At 41.8% G+C, this 416-nt stretch carries 1 protein-coding gene; it reads left to right on the forward strand.

Going from position 1 to position 416, the window contains the following annotated elements; genetic code table 11:
- Window positions 1-253: RodZ domain-containing protein (locus tag KJQ99_RS09930; protein WP_214150745.1), on the forward strand; the 253-nt coding region annotated here is incomplete at its 5' end.
- Window positions 254-416 lie beyond the last annotated feature (163 nt).

Here is a 416-nt window from a genome sequence, read left to right on the forward strand (position 1 = left end):
GAACAAATTGGAGCTTTCCGTCAGCGGCAGTGCTGCTTGGAGCGCCGTTTCATCAAACGGTTCTCAAGTATGGCAAGGGACGTTGAATGACGGTGGTAGCCATACTGTCGAACTTCCGGAAAGTACGACGACGATTACGATCAGTTTAGGCAATTCAAATTCAACTTCGCTTAAATTAAATGGCAAAAAGTTTGATTATAAGAAGGAAAATGACACGTTGACAGTCAGAACGATTACGCTTAATCTTAAGTAGGTAACATTGAATGGCGAGGCTGAAAGCCGTTTGCATTTGGGAGGATTATTATGAATTTGCCTAATAAGTTGACGGTTAGTCGAGTTTTATTGATACCGTTATTTATGTTGGTATTATCGCTGCCTCTTGATTGGGGAAGCATTATGGTTGCGGGAGCTTCTAT

Origin of the sequence: Campylobacter sp. 2018MI13, from assembly GCF_018501135.1 — a bacterium.
In the GTDB taxonomy this organism is placed as follows: Bacteria; Campylobacterota; Campylobacteria; order Campylobacterales; family Campylobacteraceae; genus Campylobacter_E.